The organism is Streptomyces sp. NPDC050703 (assembly GCF_040654435.1).
Classification (GTDB): domain Bacteria; phylum Actinomycetota; class Actinomycetes; order Streptomycetales; family Streptomycetaceae; genus Streptomyces.
This window is the reverse complement of the sequence record NZ_JBFAHX010000007.1, coordinates 185,836-204,388: the sequence shown is the minus strand read 5'-3', so window position 1 is coordinate 204,388 and position 18,553 is coordinate 185,836. Positions and strand designations below refer to the sequence as shown.

19 protein-coding genes and 1 tRNA gene are annotated in these 18,553 nt (G+C 69.9%); 14 read left to right on the top strand and 6 right to left on the bottom strand.

Going from position 1 to position 18,553, the window contains the following annotated elements; genetic code table 11:
• Nucleotides 1–60 precede the first annotated feature (60 nt).
• Genes AB0I16_RS09745 through AB0I16_RS09735 form a run of 3 tightly spaced genes read left to right on the top strand, consistent with a single transcriptional unit; the run spans nt 61 to nt 1,458 of the window.
• Nucleotides 61–270 (top strand): hypothetical protein, encoded by a 210-nt coding sequence (locus tag AB0I16_RS09745; protein ID WP_363248764.1) that lies wholly within the window; start codon nt 61–63, stop codon nt 268–270.
• A complete protein-coding gene (locus tag AB0I16_RS09740) occupies nt 263–781 on the top strand; it encodes a DUF6879 family protein (protein ID WP_363248763.1) in 519 nt (172 codons plus the stop codon). Before AB0I16_RS09745 ends, AB0I16_RS09740 begins: the two co-directional genes overlap by 8 nt.
• Complete coding sequence (locus AB0I16_RS09735; protein WP_363248821.1) at nt 751–1,458, top strand: Scr1 family TA system antitoxin-like transcriptional regulator; 708 nt, start codon at nt 751–753, stop codon at nt 1,456–1,458. Before AB0I16_RS09740 ends, AB0I16_RS09735 begins: the two co-directional genes overlap by 31 nt.
• Here the strand turns inward: AB0I16_RS09735 and AB0I16_RS09730 are convergent.
• On the bottom strand, nt 1,370–3,073 hold the full coding sequence (locus tag AB0I16_RS09730) for a recombinase family protein (RefSeq protein WP_363248762.1): 1,704 nt from the start codon (nt 3,071–3,073) through the stop codon (nt 1,370–1,372). The genes AB0I16_RS09735 and AB0I16_RS09730 overlap by 89 nt on opposite strands.
• 171 nt (nt 3,074–3,244) lie before the next feature.
• Between AB0I16_RS09730 and AB0I16_RS09725 the strand changes: the two genes are divergently transcribed.
• The 8 genes from AB0I16_RS09725 (at nt 3,245) to AB0I16_RS09690 (ending at nt 7,715) form a co-directional block, all read left to right on the top strand.
• Nucleotides 3,245–3,415 (top strand): hypothetical protein, encoded by a 171-nt coding sequence (locus AB0I16_RS09725; RefSeq protein ID WP_363248761.1) that lies wholly within the window; start codon nt 3,245–3,247, stop codon nt 3,413–3,415.
• 203 nt (nt 3,416–3,618) lie between these two features.
• Nucleotides 3,619–4,164, top strand: coding sequence for a hypothetical protein (locus AB0I16_RS09720; protein ID WP_363248760.1), 546 nt, complete (start codon nt 3,619–3,621; stop codon nt 4,162–4,164).
• A gap of 75 nt (nt 4,165–4,239) precedes the next feature.
• The gene (gene tadA / locus AB0I16_RS09715; RefSeq protein ID WP_363248820.1) at nt 4,240–4,686 is read left to right on the top strand and encodes a tRNA adenosine(34) deaminase TadA; all 447 of its coding nucleotides are present in this window, start codon (nt 4,240–4,242) and stop codon (nt 4,684–4,686) included.
• A gap of 31 nt (nt 4,687–4,717) precedes the next feature.
• A tRNA-Ser gene (locus AB0I16_RS09710) sits at nt 4,718–4,802 on the top strand.
• A 246-nt stretch (nt 4,803–5,048) separates the two neighbouring features.
• Entirely contained in the window at nt 5,049–5,228 is a 180-nt protein-coding gene (locus AB0I16_RS09705) for a hypothetical protein (protein WP_363248759.1), read from the top strand.
• A gap of 46 nt (nt 5,229–5,274) precedes the next feature.
• Nucleotides 5,275–5,568 (top strand): Dabb family protein, encoded by a 294-nt coding sequence (locus AB0I16_RS09700; RefSeq protein WP_363248758.1) that lies wholly within the window; start codon nt 5,275–5,277, stop codon nt 5,566–5,568.
• Nucleotides 5,569–5,770: 202 nt separating this feature from the next.
• A complete protein-coding gene (locus AB0I16_RS09695; RefSeq protein ID WP_363248757.1) occupies nt 5,771–6,607 on the top strand; it encodes an RNA polymerase sigma factor SigF in 837 nt (278 codons plus the stop codon).
• 244 nt (nt 6,608–6,851) lie between these two features.
• Nucleotides 6,852–7,715 carry an RNA polymerase sigma factor SigF gene (locus AB0I16_RS09690; protein WP_062780947.1) on the top strand — a complete coding sequence of 288 codons (864 nt, stop codon included), beginning with the start codon at nt 6,852–6,854 and terminating at the stop codon, nt 7,713–7,715.
• 266 nt (nt 7,716–7,981) lie between these two features.
• Here AB0I16_RS09690 and AB0I16_RS09685 read toward each other — a convergent pair whose 3' ends face one another.
• Complete coding sequence (locus AB0I16_RS09685) at nt 7,982–8,182, bottom strand: hypothetical protein (protein WP_363248755.1); 201 nt, start codon at nt 8,180–8,182, stop codon at nt 7,982–7,984.
• A gap of 172 nt (nt 8,183–8,354) precedes the next feature.
• Between AB0I16_RS09685 and AB0I16_RS09680 the strand changes: the two genes are divergently transcribed.
• The 3 genes from AB0I16_RS09680 (at nt 8,355) to AB0I16_RS09670 (ending at nt 12,496) form a co-directional block, all read left to right on the top strand.
• The gene (locus tag AB0I16_RS09680) at nt 8,355–8,864 is read left to right on the top strand and encodes a MarR family transcriptional regulator (protein WP_363248754.1); all 510 of its coding nucleotides are present in this window, start codon (nt 8,355–8,357) and stop codon (nt 8,862–8,864) included.
• Between the two features lie 13 nt (nt 8,865–8,877).
• Nucleotides 8,878–11,433 (top strand): MFS transporter, encoded by a 2,556-nt coding sequence (locus tag AB0I16_RS09675; RefSeq protein ID WP_363248753.1) that lies wholly within the window; start codon nt 8,878–8,880, stop codon nt 11,431–11,433.
• Nucleotides 11,434–11,677: 244 nt separating this feature from the next.
• Nucleotides 11,678–12,496 (top strand): YceI family protein, encoded by an 819-nt coding sequence (locus AB0I16_RS09670; RefSeq protein WP_363248752.1) that lies wholly within the window; start codon nt 11,678–11,680, stop codon nt 12,494–12,496.
• 51 nt (nt 12,497–12,547) lie between these two features.
• On the opposite strand, the gene AB0I16_RS09665 is transcribed toward AB0I16_RS09670, so the two are convergent.
• The 4 genes from AB0I16_RS09665 to AB0I16_RS09650 all read right to left on the bottom strand — a co-directional run bounded on the left by AB0I16_RS09665 (nt 12,548) and on the right by AB0I16_RS09650 (nt 18,533).
• Entirely contained in the window at nt 12,548–13,321 is a 774-nt protein-coding gene (locus AB0I16_RS09665) for a TetR/AcrR family transcriptional regulator (protein WP_363248751.1), read from the bottom strand.
• Nucleotides 13,322–13,394: 73 nt separating this feature from the next.
• The gene (locus tag AB0I16_RS09660; RefSeq protein ID WP_363248750.1) at nt 13,395–14,897 is read right to left on the bottom strand and encodes an MFS transporter; all 1,503 of its coding nucleotides are present in this window, start codon (nt 14,895–14,897) and stop codon (nt 13,395–13,397) included.
• A 145-nt stretch (nt 14,898–15,042) separates the two neighbouring features.
• A complete protein-coding gene (locus AB0I16_RS09655; protein WP_363248749.1) occupies nt 15,043–17,184 on the bottom strand; it encodes a glycosyltransferase family 39 protein in 2,142 nt (713 codons plus the stop codon).
• The gene (locus tag AB0I16_RS09650) at nt 17,181–18,533 is read right to left on the bottom strand and encodes a bifunctional glycosyltransferase family 2/GtrA family protein (protein WP_363248748.1); all 1,353 of its coding nucleotides are present in this window, start codon (nt 18,531–18,533) and stop codon (nt 17,181–17,183) included. The genes AB0I16_RS09655 and AB0I16_RS09650 overlap by 4 nt, the downstream gene beginning before the upstream one ends.
• Nucleotides 18,534–18,553 lie beyond the last annotated feature (20 nt).

Here is an 18,553-nt window from a genome sequence, read left to right as displayed (position 1 = left end):
CCCTGGTCACGGCCGGTCGGAAGCCTCGTCTTCGGCAACCACCGTCAAGAGGGGCACGCCATGGACGCACCGCTGCGGAAGCTGTCTGGAGACCCGGACTGCAAGAACGGCACATGCCCGGCCCTGTGGATCAAGAACAAGAACGGGGACTACGTGGTTCAGGGCTACGTCGTCACCGACTCCGCCGAACTGGCACAGCTCGACTTGCCCGAAGGGGAGACAGCCGTCATCGTCCCGGCCACCGTCCTTGAGGAGTACTTCCGTGCCTGATCTCCTGACCGGCGAGGCGTTCGGCCAGCTCTTCGAGACCTTCGAGCAAACCGCGTTCCGACTGGAAACCCTGGACGAGTACGACGTAGAGGAGGAGCGCGAGGAGATCGCGCAGTTCCTCGCGGGTGAGGACATGGGGCCCGCATGGGCCGACAACCCTTGGATCAGAGCCATGACCGACAAGGGCAAACAGGTGACCCGCGTCCACGTCCTTCGGTCCCCGCTGACTGACTACCTGCGCTACGAGCTAGCGGCGTACCCCGGCAACATCACGGCCGGCGAGTCCATTGGGATCATTGACCGGGCAGAGCGGGACGTGAGCGGCCTCCCGGATCACGATTTCTGGCTCTTCGATGACCGTTACGTGTATCGCATGCATTACACCGCCAAGGGTGCGTTCGTCGGTGGTGAGTTGCTCCCCGCCGACAGGCTCAGCCAATACCAGGCCTACCGCGACCGGGCCCTAGCTGAGGCTGTGCTATTCGCCGCGTACTGGGAGCAGCACCACTGACCACAGACTCCCTTGGGGCAGCCCTGCGGACGCTGCGAGAGGCATCGGGACTTACCGGTGACGTTGTCGCCCGTAGGGCTTCTATGTCTGCGGGCAAGCTCTCCAAGATCGAGAACAACAAGGTCCGGCCTACGCTCCAAGACGTTGACCTCATCCTGTCGGCCCTGAGTATCTCGGCTGAGGCCAAAGAACAGTTTCTCGACACCACCCGCGCCGAAGCCACTGAAGCCACAGCATGGCGCCTGCTGCGGCGTATGGGTCCGTGGAAGCACCAGAACACCATCAAGGCCATTGAGACCAGCACGACCGTGCTCCGACTGTTTCAAGGGCAGCTAGTACCGGGGCTGCTCCAGACACCGGAGTACGCCTCGGCCGTTTTCAGCGTGCCGCCGGTGCTTCCCGAGGAGACGAGGGGCCGGACTGTGGCAGCAAGGATTGAGCGGCAAGAAACCCTGCACGATCCGCAACGGTCGTTTAGGTTCCTGATCCGAGAGCACGTCCTACGGTGGCAAGTGGCTATTATTGGTCATCCTCCTGCGGCTCCAGATGGCCATAGATTTCACTTAGCTCGCGGTCTCGCAATTTTTCCTAGTACTCATAAACCGTCTGCATGTTTGATCCCAGCCGCTTCGCAATGGCCACGAAGGCGGACTCTTTCTGCTGTTGCGTTGTGTTGAGGACATGAAGTCCGCCGGGCGGGAGCCCATCGCCGGGTAGTGCCATAGCTGCTGCCACCTTGGCGAGATCTCCAATCCAGATACAGGCAGCCCGCTCTTTCGGGTCCTTCCCGGAGCGCCAGAATCCAATGAACACATTGTGTTCAATCAAGTATTCCCGTTGTTCTTCATCCGTCATACCTTCCCACTTCTGACGGAAGGTACGGCCGGTAGGAACGTAATCGACGGTATCCGGGATCACCGGCTTGGCCTCAAGCTCTTTGATTCGAGCCAGCATGTTCCTGCGCTTCTTGAAGTATGATGCCCGGTCGTCGTCGTACCAGCCGTCTTCATCTTCCCTTTCGATTCGAGCCAGACGACTCCTGTACTGTTCCAGTTCAACCGTGTGGTCTTCACCTTTAGTCTTGACCATCCTCACTTCCTCCCGGTCACCCAAGTGAAGGAGTAGAACCCGATCCAGGAACTCATCGAGGATGCCCTTCTCGATGTACCCGGGTTCGCTGCATTGCGCCGCCTTGGTCGAGGAAGAGCACCGGTACCGCTCGTAGGTCTTGGTCCCGCTCTTGAGCTTGTGGGTTACGCGATTGACGGTTGCCCTCTGACCGCAGGTACCGCACTTCCCTACACCGCTCAGCCGGGCCACACCGCTACGAGCTCTCTGCGGCTTGGAGGACCGCTCTCCGATCTTGTCCAGGATCTCCGTGCGTTCGGCCTCAGTAAAGATCGGTTCTGCCGTGAAGGTCACCGGATCCCCGTTGTCCAGCTCAACTACCCGGACTCTGCCGGTCTCCTTGTCGGCGTGCTCCAGCTGTCCGACACAGGAGAGCTTCTGGAACTGCCGGCTGAGGGTCGAAGGGTGCCACTGGATCCCCTGAGGTTCCCTCTGCCTCTTCTTGGTTCCTGGGAGCGCCGGAAGGGTGCGCTCGTAGTCCCGCCAAGTCAGGATCGACCGCTCGTTCAGATCAGCAGCGATCTTCCGTAGCGGCTCCCCGTTCAGGACGCGGCGCGCCACCTCTCGGAAGAGCTTGGCGTAGGTCGGCTCCTGGACCAGCTTGTAGTGGATTTTGTCCCCAACCTGGATCGGGATGGGCTTGTACCCAAAGGGGAGGTTGCCCCCAGCCCACATGCCGTTGCGTCGGAGGTAGTCACGGGAGTCCAAGGCGCGCTGCCGGATCTTCCGCAGTTCTCCAGCCGCCTGGGTCGCCTTGGCGTAGGCAATCAGGCGCCCGGTCTCGGTCGTGAGGTCGAAGGAAGGGTCGTCCTCGACGAACACGCCCTTCTTCCAGTCCATGACGTCCTTGACGAACGCCATGAAGTGGAGGTCATCACGGCCCAGACGGTCCTGGGTGCTGATCCAGATGGCATCCCACTCGTCTCGCTTGTCCTCGGCCAGCCACGGACCAAGCTCGGGCCTGTCCTTAAGGTCTATGGAGCCGGATACCGAACGGTCCTCAGTCGCGTGGACGAGACATGCCCACGGGTTCCGGTGAAGCCAGTCCTTCAGCTTCTCGTGCTGCCGCTCGATGGACGTGCTGGCGTCGTCGTCCAGGGAGATGCGGAGAGCCGCAAGGATGCGGACCGATCCGCCATCTCGACTCGTTCTTGCAGGTGACATGGGCACTGCCTAACCTCTCTGACCGCTCTTGTGTTCTAACAAGTTGTCGAGTCGTCGACGACGTGGATCTGTATGACACCAACAGTAACCGGGGCCCGCCCCCGTCCCGCGCTGGCATCAATGCCGCCGACCGGGGGAAGGTGGGGACGTACGACTTGAGGCGGTGTGGCGATGGCGGAGAGCAAGCCGGAGGACGAGACCGATGCCGAGCGCCGCAGGCGGCGTGCGCAGTTCCTCCGCGAGCGCAACGAGGCCATCGAGCTGCGGGAGCGCGTGAAGCCGCGCCGCGCCCGGGCGGCACGGATGCGTCAGCAGATGCGCATGCGCACCTTCCGCTGGTGACGGCCCCGCTCCGCGACGGGGTGTGAAGGGGCCGGGAAAAAACCCGACGCGGACACAGGGGGCCGAAGACCTCTCCTGACGGCGCTGTTTCTGCCACGATTCCGAATGGGCGGGGCTCGGCACCGCGACCCCCGCTCCCCGACCTCGCCGGGGGGACCCCAAACCGCCAACCGGCACCGCTTATGACCAGTGGGAGAGTCACGGTGTACTTCGCCGCACTGCTCGCGCGCACCGAAGACGGGTGGGAAGCGAGCGACACGGAGCTCGACGATGTGGAGACCCTGGCGGATCTGGCCGATCTGGCCCGTGAAGCCACGGCCGACCACGACGACGACACAGTGCTCGTCTTCATCGAACAGGAAGACGCGTGGTTCGGCGTCGTCCGCGTGGACGGCGAGGAGGACCCTCGTATCTACGTCTCGGACGCCGCCGCGGCCGCCCGTAGCTCGTACGGGGAGATCCTGCTCACCGACGAGGTGCTCGGCCGCGATCCGGACGCGTCCGACGACCTGGACGTCCTCGACCTGGACGGCACGGAGGACGGCGAGCCGGAGGACTCCGCCGACGACGAGGACGAAGGCCCCGCCGACGCCGGGGAGGCGGCGCCCGCGGGCCCGCTCGGCGACACGGAGATCCTCACCGACCTCGGGGTGCCGGAGAAGGAGCTGCTCGGCCTCGAACCGGGTGACGCCCTCAACGACATCGCCGAAATCCTCGGGGCGGCGGAGGTGCTCGAAACCGTCCGCTAGGTTCCCCGTGTGAACGATCCGACCGAACACCGCACCGCCGGCGGCGATCCCGTACGCGACCGCTGGCGGGCGCCCATGCGGCTCGCGCTGGCCGAGGCCGAGCTGGCCGTCGGGGGCGGCGACGTCCCCGTGGGTGCCGTCGTGCTGTCCCCGGACGGCACGACGGTGCTCGCCACGGGCCACAACGAACGCGAGGCGACCGGCGACCCCACCGCCCACGCGGAGGTGCTGGCCGTCCGGCGGGCCGCGGCCGAGCTGGGCGAGTGGCGCCTCACCGGCTGCACGCTCGTCGTGACCCTGGAGCCCTGCACGATGTGCGCGGGCGCGATCGTGCAGTCCCGCGTCGACCGGGTCGTCTACGGGGCGCGGGACGACAAGGCGGGCGCGGCCGGGTCCCTCTGGGACGTGGTGCGGGACCGCAGGCTCAACCACCGCCCCGAAGTCGTCCACGGCGTGCTCGCCGACGAGGCCGCCGCGCTTCTCACCGGCTTCTTCAGGGCGTCACGGGGAACCGATTTCTGACCACGGCCCATCGTGGGCTAGAGTTCCTCTCGGTAGCGTGTCCGAGCGGCCGAAGGAGCTCGCCTCGAAAGCGAGTGTGGGGAAACTCACCGAGGGTTCAAATCCCTCCGCTACCGCTCTTGATACGAGGGGCCCGTCCGATCGGACGGGCCCCTCGTCGTTTGTGGCGCCGTCCGCCGTCGTATGTGCCGCCGTCCGCTCGTCGCATGTGGCGCCGTCCGCCGGGGCCGCGCAAAGGGTGTCCGCCGATGGGTCGTTGGTCCTCGGAAACCCCGTGAACAGGGTCCGGGTTAGACTCACGGCCGTCCCAGGGGGCGCAGGGAGCACGGACAGCCGGAGCACGGGCAAGGGGAGGCCAGATCGTGGCGTTGCAGTGGAAGAAGCTCGGCCTCTTCGTCGTGGTCGTCTTCGTGCTCTACGTGATCATCACCGACCCCGCCAAGGCCGCGGACTACGTGCAGATAGGCTTCGAGGGTGTCTCGACCGCCGCTCAGAGCATCGGCGACTTCATGACGTGGGTGGCCAACGGAGGCAAGGACTGAGCGGTTCCGAGGCCGTCAGGCCCGAAGCCCCCTCCAAGGAGTGCGCGTGATCCGCCATCTGGTCCTCTTCAAGCTCAACGACGGCGTACGGCGCGACGAGCCGCGCGTGGTCGAGGGCGTCAATGCCTTCCGCGCGCTCGGCGGCCAGATCCCGGAGCTGACGTTCTGGGAATGCGACTGGAACATCACCGACCGCCCCATCGCCTACGACTTCGCGATCAACTCGGCGGTCGAGGACACCGAGGCCCTGAAGCGGTACATCGAGCACCCGGCGCACCAGGCCGGCGTGGCGCTCTGGCGCGAGTTCGCCACCTGGGTGATCGCCGACTACGAGTTCTGAGCCGCCCGCCCCGCGTCTCCCCGAACGGCCCCGCACCGCACCGGTGCGGGGCCGTTCCGCGGTCAACACGTGGTTATGGGGTGCTTGCACACGGTGCACATGTCTTGTGATGCTATGACCGCTTTTGACGGATGAGTTGACCGAGGCCGATCGACGTACCGACCTGGGCCGACTGATCCTGACCGGGCTCGACTGAGAAGGGGTGGCGTTGACCGTGCCGGCCAGTACTGCGCCTGAAGCTCCGCCCCCGAGGACCGCACCGGGCACCGGGAGCTCCCGGGGCGCGGACACCCGGGCTCTCACGCAGGTCCTCTTCGGCCGGCTCAAGGACCTCGAACCGGGCAGCCCGGAGCACGGCCGCGTGCGCGGCGCGCTCATCGAGGCCAACCTGCCCCTCGTGCGGTACGCCGCCGCGCGCTTCCGCAGCCGCAACGAGCCGATGGAGGACGTCGTCCAGGTCGGGACCATCGGGCTGATCAACGCCATCGACCGGTTCGATCCCGAGCGCGGGGTGCAGTTCCCCACCTTCGCGATGCCCACCGTCGTCGGCGAGATCAAGCGGTACTTCCGCGACAACGTCCGCACGGTCCACGTCCCGCGCCGGCTGCACGAGCTGTGGGTGCAGGTCACCGGGGCGACCGAGGACCTCACCACGGCCTTCGGGCGCTCCCCGACGACCGCGGAGATCGCCGAGCGGCTGCGCATCACCGAGGACGAGGTGCTCGCCTGCATCGAGGCCGGGCGCTCGTACCACGCGACGTCGCTGGAGGCGGCCCAGGAGGGCGACGGGCTGCCGGGGCTGCTCGACCGGCTCGGCTACGAGGACCCCGCGCTCGACGGCGTCGAACACCGCGACCTCGTACGCCATCTCCTCGTCCAGTTGCCCGAGCGCGAACAGCGCATCCTGCTCCTGCGCTACTACAGCAATCTGACGCAATCACAGATCAGCGCCGAATTGGGTGTTTCCCAGATGCATGTGTCCCGGCTTCTGGCCAGGAGCTTCGCTCGGCTTCGGTCCGCAAATCGGATCGAGGCGTAACCGTATCGGGTGGAGTGCGGTCGGGGCTGTTCCCGACGGCACTCTTCTCCGAAATGCCGCAGACCCCCTCTTTCCTGCACGGATGTCACCCTTGTTTGTCGACAAGTAACTACAGCGCGTTGCCGACATGTGACATTCTGCTGGAACCGCGTTTGCCGTAGCCCCACCTCCGGTATTCAGGTGGAGGCTGCGTTCCTCCGACGGGAGCGCCCACCGCGACCGTCCGCGACCTCAAGGGGGTGGCATGTCCGCAGACCAGGGCAGCTCGAAGGTGCTCACGCTCACGCTCGCCGAGAGCCCGAGCGAATCCGCGCCCGACGCGCTTCACGGCTCACCGGCCTCGGAGGCCATCGACACCCGGACCCTGTCCCGCTCCCTGTTCCTGCGGCTCGCCGCGCTCGACCAGGACAGCCCGGAGCGCGTCTATGTACGCGACACGCTCATCGAGCTCAACCTCCCGCTCGTGCGGTACGCGGCGGCGCGCTTCCGCAGCCGCAACGAGCCGATGGAGGACATCGTCCAGGTCGGAACGATCGGCCTGATCAAGGCGATCGACCGTTTCGACTGCGAACGCGGCGTGGAATTCCCGACGTTCGCGATGCCGACGGTCGTCGGGGAGATCAAGCGCTTCTTCCGGGACACCAGTTGGTCGGTGCGCGTCCCGCGCCGCCTCCAGGAGCTGCGGCTCGCGCTCACCAAGACCAGCGACGAGCTGGCCCAGCGGCTCGACCGCTCGCCGACCGTGCCCGAACTCGCCCTCGCGCTCGGGGTGTCCGAGGAGGACGTGGTCGACGGGCTCGCGGTGGGCAACGCCTACACCGCGTCCTCGCTCGACTCCCCGGCCCCCGAGGACGACGGCGGCGAGGGCTCCCTCGCGGACCGCCTGGGGTACGAGGACTCGGCCCTTGAGGGCGTGGAGTACCGCGAGTCCCTCAAGCCGCTGCTCGCCAAGCTGCCGCCGCGCGAGCGCCGCATCATCATGCTGCGCTTCTTCGCCAACATGACGCAGTCGCAGATCGGCGAAGAGGTCGGCATCTCGCAGATGCACGTCTCGCGGCTCCTCACGCGGACGCTGGCCCAGCTGCGCGACGGCCTGATCTCGGACTGACCCCGCCGCCGCGTCCCAGCGGTCCGCGAAGCCGCCGCCGACGGTGACTCGGAGGGGAAGTCACCCGGCGGCACAGTCACCCCACCCGTGAGGCGCGCCCCCCGCGAGGGGCGCGGCGAAGCGCGCGCCCGGCCACGGCGGCGCCGTTCACCACACGCGGGACGAGAGTGACCCGGTCAGGGGCGCGGGGAACCGCGCGCCCGGCCAAGACGGCGCCGCACTCGCAGCCCGGCCCAGCGACGGCCCACACCAGGCCGCGGGGCCCGCTACGCCAGCGCCAGCCAGGCCACGCCGGCGATCACGGCGACCGCGACGATCACGCCGAGGATGAGCCCCACCCGCGGCCCTGAAGAGGCGGCGGCCTGCTGCCGGGAGCCCTGCGGGGCCTCGTCGACGAACGCCCGGAACATCTGCGTGCTGCCGGCGGGATCGGGGTTGCCCTGGTGACCCTGGGGGTTGTGTGCCATGAGGCAGGACCCTAGCGAATGCACGGCTCCGGGCCCAACCCCCGTCGGCCAGGGACTTTACGTTCCGGCCTCCAGGCCTTTGCCGAGACTTTAAGCCATTGGTCCGGTTTTAGTTTGCCTGCGGCAACCAACTGGTTTTATCGTTGCCCTAAGCAACAAAACAGGAGGTGCCGTGGCCGCGCAGCGTCAGTACGAGGAGCTGGCCCGACAGCTCAGCGCCATCGGCGCCGTGAAGCGCGGACTCGGACGGGGCCTGCCCCATGACTGCCCGGGCGGATCGGCCGCCGTGCTCATCCTGCTCGACCGCCACGGCGCGATGCGGATGAGCAGGCTGGCGGAGCTGCTGGCCGTCGACACGTCGGTGACCAGCCGGCACGTCGCCCATGTCGCGGAGAAGGAGTGGATCGTCCGCGATCCCGACCCCGCCGACAAGCGCTCCCGCATCCTGCGGCTCACGCCCGGGGGCAAGGCCAAGGTCGAGGAGCTCTCCGAGCTCTCCATCCGGACGCTCACCCACTACTTGCACGACTGGACCGACGACGAGGTCGTCCAGCTCAGCACGTTGCTCGCGCGACTGCGCGACAGCTTCGGGGACTGCCGTGCGGCTTCGGCCCGGCTCCCCCACGACGTGCACACCCACGACGTGCGGACCACGTCGGAGACCACCCGTACACCCGCGTAAGAAAAGGAAGTCCATGGCAACAACCACACCAGCCGGTGTGCGGGGCAGCCATGCCAAGCACGGAGCACCTCACGGGCATTCCGGTGAGAACGCTCCGATGACGCACCGGCAGATCGTGGAAGCGCTGTCCGGGCTGCTGCTCGGCATGTTCGTCGCGATCCTGTCGTCGACGATCGTCTCCAACGCCCTGCCCGAAATCATCGGCGACCTCGGAGGCGGCCAGTCCGCCTACACCTGGGTCGTCACCGCCTCGCTGCTCGCGATGACGGCGACCACCCCCCTGTGGGGCAAGCTCTCGGACCTCTTCAGCAAGAAGGCCCTGGTCCAGATAGCCCTGATCATCTACGTCGGCGGCTCCGTCGTCGCCGGTCTCTCGCAGAGCGCCGGCATGCTGATCGCCTGCCGTGTCGTCCAGGGCATCGGCGTCGGCGGTCTCTCCGCCCTGGCGCAGATCGTCATGGCCGCGATGATCTCCCCGCGTGAGCGCGGGCGCTACTCCGGCTATCTCGGTGCCACCTTCGCCGTCGCCACCGTCGGCGGCCCGCTGCTCGGCGGTGTCATCACCGACACCTCGTGGCTCGGCTGGCGCTGGTGCTTCTACGTCGGCGTGCCCTTCGCGATCATCGCGCTGATCGTGCTCCAGAAGACCCTGAAGCTCCCCGTCGTCAAGCGCGACGTGAAGGTCGACTGGGCCGGTGCCTTCTTCATCAGCGCCGCCGTCTGCCTGCTGCTCGTCTGGGTCACCTTCGCCGGCGACAAGTACGACTGGATGTCCTGGCAGACCGGCGCCATGGTCGGCGGCTCGATCGTCCTCGGACTGCTCTTCGTGCTCGTCGAGTCGAAGGCCGCCGAGCCGATCATCCCGCTGCGGCTCTTCCGCAACCGCACCATCACGCTCGCCTCGCTCGCCTCGCTCTTCGTGGGTGTCGCGATGTTCGCGGGCACGGTCTACTTCAGCCAGTACTTCCAGCTGGCGCGGGGCGAGTCCCCGACCATGTCCGGTGTGCTGACGATCCCGATGATCGGTGGTCTGTTCGTCTCGTCCACCGTGTCGGGCCAGATCATCACCAAGACGGGCAAGTGGAAGGCCTGGCTGGTCAGCGGTGGCTTCCTGGTGACGGCGGGCCTCGGTCTGCTCGGCACCATCCGGTACGACACGGCGTACTGGCACATCGCGATCTTCATGGCCCTCATGGGCCTTGGCATCGGCATGATGATGCAGAACCTGGTGCTCTGCACGCAGAACCAGGTCGCCCCCGAGGACCTCGGGTCCGCCAGCTCCACCGTCACCTTCTTCCGCTCCCTCGGCGGTGCGATCGGTGTCTCGGCGCTCGGCGCGATCATGGCCACGCGGATCACCGACTACGTCAAGGACGGCATCAACGACCTCGGCCCGAAGGCTGCGGCGCAGTTCGGCCACGGCGGCACCGCCGGCGGCGGCATCCCGGATCTGGACAAGATCCCCGAGCCGTTCCGCACGGTCATGGAGAGCGCGTACGGGCACGGCATCGCGGATGTCTTCCTCATCGCCGCGCCGCTCGCGCTGATCGCCTTCCTGATCACCATCTTCATCAAGGAGGTCCCGCTGCGGACCTCGGGCGGCCTCGCCCAGGCCGCGGGCGAGACCACGGACGCGGCGGCTCCGGCCACCGCACCCGCCGCCGCCCCGGCTGCCGGGACCACCGCCGAGCAGCCCGTCCTCGCCTCCGTCGCCACGGGGGCCGAGACCGGGCCCGAGGGCACGCAGCGGCTCGCCGCCGTGGCGTCCGCCGCCGATGCGGGCTCCGGTGAGCTGCCGCGGATCACCGGCGGCGTCCCGGTCCACGGCTACGTCCGCGGCGCCGAGAGCGCGCCCGTGCCGCAGGCCGCCGTCACGCTGATCTCCCTCGGGGGACGGCAGCTCGGCCGGTCGGTCGCACAGGGCGACGGTTCCTACGCGGTCGACGCCCCCGGCGCCGGTTCGTACGTGCTGATCGCCTCCGCCGACGGGTTCCAGCCGCAGGCCTCGACGGTCGTCGTGGGCGAGGACGCCCTCGCGTACGACATCCTGCTCAGCGGCACCAGTGGACTCAGCGGTCTGGTGCGGGACGCGGACAGCAAGCTGCCCGTCTCCGGCGCCATGGTCATCGTGACCGACGTGCGCGGTGACGTCCTGGCCACCGGGCTCTCCGGTGAGCAGGGCGAGTTCACCTTCGCCGAGCTGGTGCCCGGCACCGTGACCATCGCGGTGAACGCCGCGGGCCACCGGCCGATGGCCCTGCCCGTCGAGATCGGCGGCGCCGGTGTCACCCGGGTCGAGGTCGAGCTCAACTCCGGCGCGCAGGTGCTCGGCACCGTGCGGGCCGGCGGCGCGGCGCTGAACGACGCCCGGGTCACCCTGGTGGACGCGGCGGGCAACGTCGTCGCCACCGCGACCACCGGGGCGGACGGAGCCTACGGCTTCACCGACCTGGACAGCGGTGAGTACACGGTCATCGCGACCGGTTACCCGCCGGTGGCCACCGGCCTGACGGTGACCGGCAGCGGCGTCGACGGCCACGACATCGAACTCGCCCACCCGGGCGAGTGAAGGACCCGGCCCGTGGCCGCGCCCCGAGCGGAGGCGCGGCCACGGGCCGGTCGCGGAAAAGGGCCCCCGGGCCGATGGTGGCATTCACGGCAGGGGACGGCCGGCCACCACCGGCCCGGGGGCCCTCTGCGAGGGCCGCACGGCCCCGCGGCAGACCCCGCCAGACTTGATCTTCTCGATCTTCTCGATCTTTCTTGATCTTTTTATGGCCTTCGCTGACGGAGGCCCGGCAAGGAGTGAACGGATGGGACTCAACGCTCGGATCCGGACGCGTGACGGTTGGGCCGTGCCCCACGCCGTCGTGACGGTGACCGACATGACCGGGGCGCAGGTGCTGCGCGCCGCGGCGGACGAGGAGGGACTCGTACGGGACACCACGGCTCTGCCGGCGGGCCCGTACACCGTCATCGTCACCGCCGTCGGCTACGCGCCCGTCGCCTCGACCGCGCTCGTCACCGCCAGTGGGCGGGCCGACGTGGGCAACGTCGTCCTCGCCCGGCAGGGCGGCACCGAGCTGCCGCCGCCGGGGCCGTGGACGATCGACCCCGCGCACTCGACGGTCGCCGCCGTCGCGCAGCACCTCGGGATCACCAGCGTGCACGGGCGGTTCCTGGAGTTCGGCGGGCGGGTCGAGATCGCGGAGGACGTGGAGAAGTCGCGCGTCGAGGCGGTCATCCGCTCGGCCTCGATCGACACGGGCAACGCGATGCGGGACGGCCACCTGAAGTCGGCGGACTTCCTGGACGTCGAGCGGTACCCGGAGATCACCTACCGCTCGGCCGGCCTGACGCCCGCGGGCCAGGACCGCTGGACGGTCCACGGCGAGCTGGGCATGCACGGGGTCGTACGCCCCGTCGACCTGGAGCTCAGCTACCTCGGCACCGGGGCCGACCCGTGGGGCGGCACGCGCGCCGCGTTCCGGGCCACGGCGGAGCTGCGCCGCGAGGACTTCGCCATGAACTACAACCAGGTCGTCCAGGCGGGCATCTCCGCCATCGGCACGACGCTGCGGGTGGAGCTGGACATCCAGGCGGTGCAGGGCGACGCCCTCCCGCAGGTCTGACCCGCCGGCCGTCGCGGGGGCGGGGCGGCATCGCGCCACCCCGCCGCCTCGTCACTCCCGGGTGACCAGCGCCTCGATCCCGGCGATCATGAGGTCGAGGGCGATCGTGAAGTCCCGGTGCCACATCTCCTCGACCGTGTCCTCGCCCCGCGCCTTGATCAGCTCGTCCGCGCTCTCCAGGACCTCGTGCGCGGCCAGTTCGTGGTGGACGGTGCCGATCGCCTCCCGGTAGTACTCGTCCTGGGAGACCCCGGCCTCCGCGCACCGCGCGATGTAGTGGCCCTCGATGGTCCCGAAGCCGTACACGAACTGGAAGACCGCCGAGATCGCGCCGTTCTGCGCGTACGCGGGAAGTCCGGTGTTGCGTACGGTCCGCTGGATCGCGACGGCGAAGGCCAGCCAGTTCGGGCCGATGTTGAGATAGCGGCCGACCAGCGGCGACACCCACGCGTGGCGGATCAGCAGCCGCCGGTACTCCTCCGCGAGGGCCCGCAGCTGCTCCCGCCAGGCGCCGGGCGCCGCCTGCGGATCGGGAATCCGCATCTCCCCGCACACCGCGTCCAGGGCGAGTTCGAGCAGGTCGTCCTTGGTGTCCACATACCAGTAGACGGACATCGCGGTGACGTTCAGCTCGGTCGCGAGCCTGCGCATGGAGAACTTGGCGAGGCCCTCCGCGTCCAGGAGCCGCACCGTGGCGCCGGTGATCCGCTCCCGGTCGAGCCCGCTCGGCTGGTCGCCCTTGCGGGTGCCGCCGCGGGACGCCTTGCCGTGCAGCCAGACGCTCGTCCGCGCCGTGTTCTTCGTGCGGCCGGCTGCCTTGACCATGGCGCACCTTCCTGATCGCTTCTCGAACCCGGGGCGACCGGTCCGGAAACCGGCTGCCCGCCCCACCAGGATGCTATGCCGCCTTCGTCCCCGCGGAGTCCGCCCTCTCCGCCCTGCGCAGCAGCGCCGCGGCGAGGACGCCCCCGAGGAAGACCGCGACGGCCCCCACGAGCTGGCTCGTCTCCAGGCCCGAGGAGAACGCGTCGGCGATCCGCGCCCGCTCCCCTTCGGACCCCGCCGCGGCCATGGCCGCCGGGAAGGACGCCGCGGAGACCGCCACGAGCGAGGCGAAGCGGGAGTTGAGGACCGCGCCGAGCACGGCGACGCCGAGCCCGTTGCCGAACTCCGCGAGCGTGCCGTTGATGCCCGCTCCCACGCCCGCCTTCTCCACGGGGATGGCGCTCATGATGGCGTTGGCCATGGCCGGCATGGCGATCGCGATGCCCGCGCCCATGACGACGAGCCCGGCGAGCATGCCGTTGTAGTCGTCGCCGCCGAGCAGGGCGATCACCGCGAGCCCGGCCGCGAGGCCGCTCATGCCGGTCAGGATCGTCACGGGCGTGCCGAGCTTCGCGTGCAGCCTGGCGCCGAGGCCCGTCAGGTTCAGGGCCACGATGGTGACCGCGAGCGGCGCCGTCCGCAGCCCGGCCTCAAGAGGCTCGTACCCGAGGACGAACTGCAGGTGCTGGGTGAGCAGGAACAGCGAACCGCTGAGCCCGAAGGCGACGAGGATCGCGCCGGCCACCGCCCCGACGAAGCGCTGGTTGCGGAAGAAGTGCATGTCCAGCATCGGATACGGGATGCGCAGCTCCCAGAGCGCGAAGGCGCCGAGGACCAGCACACCGACGGCCGCCGCCACGCCGACCCGCGCCGACGTCCAGCCGTGCTCGGGGCCCGAGATGATCGCGTAGACCACGGAGGCCATGCCGATCGTGGAGAGCAGCGCGCCGAGCAGGTCGGGGCGGTCGCCCTGCGGGTTCTTCGACTCGGGTACCAGCTTGGCGACCGCGACGAGGCCGAGCAGCGCCACGGGGAGGTTGATCAGGAAGATCGAGCCCCACCAGAAGTGGTTCAGCATGAAGCCGCCGAGCAGCGGTCCCGCCGCGAAGCCCAGGGAGCTGACGGTCGACCAGATGCCGATCGCCTTGACGCGCTCGGAGTCGTCGAAGATCTGCATGACGACCGCGAGCGTCGTGGTCATCAGGAGCGCCCCGCCGACGCCCATGCCCGCGCGGGCGGCGATGAGCTGCGCCGACGACTGCGCGAACGCGGCGACCAGCGAGCCGACGCCGAAGAGCGCGAGGCCCGCCATGAGCATCTTCTTGCGGCCGTAGCGGTCGGCGGAGCTGCCCGCGGTGAGCAGCAGGCCGGACTGCACGAGCGAGTACGCGTTGATCATCCACTGGATGTCCGATGTGGACGCGTCCAGCTCCTCGGTGAGGGAGGGGATCGCGACGCTCAGGACGGTGTTGTCGAGCAGCACGGTGAGCTGGGCGAGGCAGATGACGCCGAGGATCAGCCAGCGCTGCGGGTGCCGGGACGTGGCGGCCGATGTCTCGGCGGTCGTCGCCGTCATGGGGTGGGCTCCTTCGGGGACCGGGGGAACGACTGCTCTACGGTGTACGGGAAGCTTTCCCGTACACCGTAGAGCACTTCCTTTACGCCGTACAAGGCGTTTTCGGTCGCCGTGCCCCCGCTCCCGCCGCCGGGCGGCTGCCCCGCTACTTCTTCGGCCGCGTCAGGTCGTAGAACGTCGCGTCGCCCGCCGTGACCTTCGTGAACGTCGACTCCACCCAGGAGGAGATCGCCGACGACGTCCCCTTGCCGCCCATGCCGCCACCGCCCATGCCGCCACCCGCGACGAAGTAGTGGACCTCGCCGTCCGCCACGTACCGCTTGAACTGCCGCAGCGTCGGGGAGGGATCGCTGCCGTTGAAGCCGCCGATGGCCATCACCGGCTCACCGGTGGCGAGTTGGTGGCTCGCCGCGTTCTGCGAGCCGATGGCCGCCGCGGCCCAGGTGTAGTCCCCCGCGTCCTTCTCCAGGAGATTCTTGGCCTCGGCGGAGACCTGGGCGCCGTCGAGCAGGCCGCCCATGCCGCCCATCCCGCCGCTTCCGCCGCCCTCGCGCGAGCCGCCGCCGGGGAAGCCGCCCTGACCGCCCTGCCGCGCCTGCCCGCTGCCGCCGGGGCCGTCGGGGACGCTGGCCGGTGCCTGTCCCGTGCCGGCGGCGCCGCCCGGGCCGCCGCCCGCCGGAGGCTGGGCCGCCCTGCCCTGGCCGCCCTGGTTCCCCTGGCTGCCCGGCATGCGCGGGCCGCCGTCACCACCGTCGCCGCCCGGACCGCCCCGGCCGGGACCGCCCCCGGGACCCATCCGCCCCGCGGACGCCGGACCCGCCGTCACGATCGAGCCGGTGTGCGCGCTGTCCACCGTCGAGAGGGTGTAGGCCAGCGGGCCCGCGAGCGACGCCGCGAGGCTCACGGCCACCGTGGTGAGGGCGAGGCGGCGGCCGAACCGCCCGGCGAGCAGCAGGCCCGCCGCGCCCACGAGGCCGGCGCACAGCACCGCCCAGCGCAGCCACGGCAGGTGGTCGGGGACCCGGGCGAGCAGGACGTACGCCCAGACCGCCGTGGCCGCGGCCGTCGCGCCGAGCGCCGCGCACGCCCACCGCGAGGCCCGCTCCTCCCACAGGACCGTGGCGCCCATGCCGATCAGCGCCGCGATGCAGGGCGCGAGCGCCACCGTGTAGTACTGGTGGAAGATCCCCGCCATGAAGCTGAAGACGGCCCCGGTCATCAGGAGCGAACCGCCCCACGCCACGAACGCCGCCCGCGCGGTGTCCGTCCGGCGCGCCCCGCGGGTCAGGACGAGCCCGGCGGCCAGGAGGATCAGCGCGGCGGGCAGCAGCCACGCGATCTGGCTGCCGACCTCGGAGCCGAACATCCGGCCGATGCCGGTCTCGCCCCACTGACCGCCGCCACCGGGACCGCCGCGCCCGCCGACGCTGCCGGTCTCCTCGCCGTTGATGCGGCCGAGCCCGTTGTAGCCGAAGGTCAGCTCAAGGAAGGAGTTGTTCTGCGAGCCGCCGATGTACGGGCGCGAGGACGCGGGCCACAGCTCCACGACCGCGACCCACCAGCCGCCGGCCACGACCGCCGCGAGCCCGGCGAGGGCGAGCTGGCCGAAGCGCCTGCGCGGCCGTACCGGCGCGCACACCGCGTACAGGACGGCCAGCGGCGGCAGGATCAGGAACGCCTGGAGCGTCTTCGCCAGGAAGGCGAGGCCCACTGCGGCGCCCGCCCACACCAGCCACGTGGTGCGGCCCTGCTCCAGGGCGCGCAGCACGCAGTAGACCGTGACGGTCATCAGGAGGGCGAGCAGCGCGTCCGGGTTGTTGAAGCGGAACATCAGCGCGGCCACCGGCGTCAGCGCGAGCACCGCGCCCGCGATCAGACCGGCCGCCGGGCTGAACCGCCGCCGCACGGCCGCGTACAGCACGGCGACCGTCGCGACCCCCATCAGGACCTGCGGGACGAGCACCGCCCAGGAGCTGAGCCCGAAGAGCCGTACGGAGAGCGCCATCGGCCAGAGCGCGGCCGGGGGCTTGTCGACGGTGATCGCGTTGCCCGCGTCGAGCGAGCCGAAGAACAGGGCCTTCCAGCTCTGGCTGCCCGCCTGGACGGCCGCCGAGTAGAAGGAGTTGGCGTAACCGGAAGCGCTGAGGTTGAAGAGGTAGAGGACCGCCGTGGCGAGGAGCAGGCCGAGCAGCGCGGGGCGCGCCCAGCGGGGGTCGTCGGGACGGCCGCGCCAGAGGCGGGCGCCTGCGGGCCACCCGCGGACGCCTGTGGAGGGGATCGTCGTCATCGTGCGTTCCTCGGGTCGTCGGAGCTGGTCGTTCCGCATGGGCGCGGGGCCTCCCGGTCGTCGGACCGGTCCGGGAAGACCCACGCCCGCAGCAGCAGGAACCGCAGGACCGTCGCCGCGAGGTTCGCCGCGACGAGGACCGCCAGTTCCGTGGAGTGCGCCGGGTCGCCGGACGCCGCGCCGAGCGCCGCGAGCGAACCGCTGGTCAGGGCCAGGCCGATCGCGAAGACGACGAGGCCCTGCGCCTGGTGGCGGATCGCGCGGTCCCTGCCGCGTACGCCGAAGGTGAGCCTCCGGTTGGCCGCGGTGTTGGCGACGGCCGACACCAGCAGGGCGAGCGCGTTGGCCGTCTGCGAGCCCGTGAACGTACGGAAGCCGCTGTAGAGCAGCAGGTAGAAGAGGGTCGAAAGGGCGCCGACCACGCAGAAGCCGACGAGCTGCCTGGCCAGGCCGCGCGGGACGCCGGCCAGCTCCCGGTCCCTCGGGTCGTCCCCGAAGGGGCGGGCGAGCCGGTCGAGCGGCAGCGCGCCGACGGCGAGGGCGCGGCCCACCCGCCACACGCCCTTGAGGTCGTCCGTGGCCGTCCGCACCAGGTGCACCGTGGAGTCCGGGTCGTCGACCCAGTCGACCGGCACCTCGTGGATGCGCAGTCCGGCGCGCTCGGCGAGCACCAGCATCTCGGTGTCGAAGAACCACCCGGTGTCCTCGACCAGCGGCAGCAGCACCCGCGCCACATCGCCGCGGATCGCCTTGAACCCGCACTGGGCGTCGGAGAACCGCGCGTGCAGGGAGCCGCGCAGGATGAGGTTGTACGCCCGCGAGATGAACTCCCGCTTCGGCCCGCGCACCACCCGTGAGCTGCGCGCGAGGCGCGAGCCGATCGCCAGGTCCGAGTGTCCGGAGATGAGCGGGGCGACCAGCGGGAGCAGCGCGTTGAGGTCGGTGGACAGGTCCACGTCCATGTACGCGAGGACCGGCGCGTCGGAGGCGGACCAGACCGCCCGCAGCGCCCGGCCGCGCCCCTTCTGGTCGAGCCGGACGTGCCGCACCTCCGCCACGGATTCCGCGAGCCCGGCGGCGACCGCCGGGGTGCGGTCCGTGGAGGCGTTGTCGGCGACCGTGATGCGGAACGGGTAGGGGAAGGTGCGTACGAGGTGGTCGCGGAGCCGCACGACGCACGGCCCGAGGTCCTTCTCCTCGTTGTAGACGGGGATCACCACATCGAGGACGGGGACCTCGCGCCACGCGGCGGGAAGGTGCTCCCGGGCCGGCAGGGCGCCCCGCGCCCGGGAGGGGACGGCTCGCGTGGCCGCTGGGGCGGACGCGGCCGGTGAGGGATCGGTTCGCATGCCACCGACGGTCGCCAAGT